This is a genomic window from Cupriavidus consociatus (assembly GCF_017814975.1).
Taxonomy (GTDB): domain Bacteria; phylum Pseudomonadota; class Gammaproteobacteria; order Burkholderiales; family Burkholderiaceae; genus Cupriavidus; species Cupriavidus consociatus.
Window position 1 is genome coordinate 1 of record NZ_JAGIQA010000135.1, and the last position, 1,066, is coordinate 1,066.

General features: G+C 65.1%; 1 protein-coding gene. It reads left to right on the top strand.

Features of this window, described 5'->3' with window-relative positions:
- Window positions 1-105: 105 nt before the first annotated feature.
- On the top strand, window positions 106-1,066 hold a 961-nt coding region (locus tag J8I82_RS37755; protein ID WP_209765723.1), incomplete at its 3' end, for a carbon-nitrogen hydrolase family protein.

Sequence of the window (1,066 nt, forward strand, 5' to 3'; positions counted from 1 at the left end):
GTGGCCACGGTGGAAGGCATCGGTGAGCTGCGTCACCCGGTGGTGGCAGTCTAAACCCCGTTATCCCCGCGCATGCGGGGACAACGCTGCAAGCGAGACACACAAATGCTCAACCTGCCCAAGTTCAAGGCTGCGGCCGTGCAGGCCGCACCGGTTTTCCTCGATGCCGACGCCACGGTCGACAAGGTCTGCCGCCTGATCCGGGAAGCCGCCGACAACGGCGCCAGCCTGGTCGCATTCCCCGAGGTCTTCGTGGCCGGCTACCCATACTGGAGCTGGCTGACCAACCCGGTCGACGCGAGCCCCTGGTTCGAGAAGCTGGTCAAGGCTTCGATCGAGATCCCCGGTCCCGAGATCCGCAAGATCGCGCAGGCGGCCCAGGCCAACCACATCAACGTGGTTGTCGGCGTCAACGAGCGCAGCCGCACCGGCATTGGCACGATCTTCAATACCCTGGTGACCATCAGCGACGAAGGCCGCATTCTGGGCCGGCACCGCAAGCTGGTGCCCACCTGGGCCGAAAAGCTGACCTGGGCCAATGGGGACGCCTCGGCGCTGCGTGTGCACCAGACCAGCGTCGGCCCGCTCGGCGCATTGGCCTGCGGCGAAAACACCAACACGCTGGCGCGATTTGCGCTGCTGTCTCAAGGCGAGCTGATGCACGTGGCCAGCTATATCGCGCTGCCGGTAGCCCCAGCCGACTACGACATGGCCGACGCTATCAAGGTGCGCGCCGCGGCCCACTGTTTCGAAGGCAAGGTATTCACCGCGGTGTCGTGCTCGACCGTGTCGGAAGAGATCATCGACGCCATGAGCCCGCTGAACCCCAAGGCGCGGGAGTTGCTGTCGCGCCGTAACAGCGCCTTCTCCGGCATCCTGGGCCCGGACGGCCGCGTCATCGGGGAGCCGTTGATTGACGAAGAAGGCATCGTGTATGGCGATATCGACTTATCGCGCTGCGTTCAGCCGCGCCAGATGCACGACATCACCGGCCATTACAACCGCTTCGACATCTTCGACCTGCGCGTGGACCGCCGCCCGCTGCAGCCTGCCCAGTTCATGGACG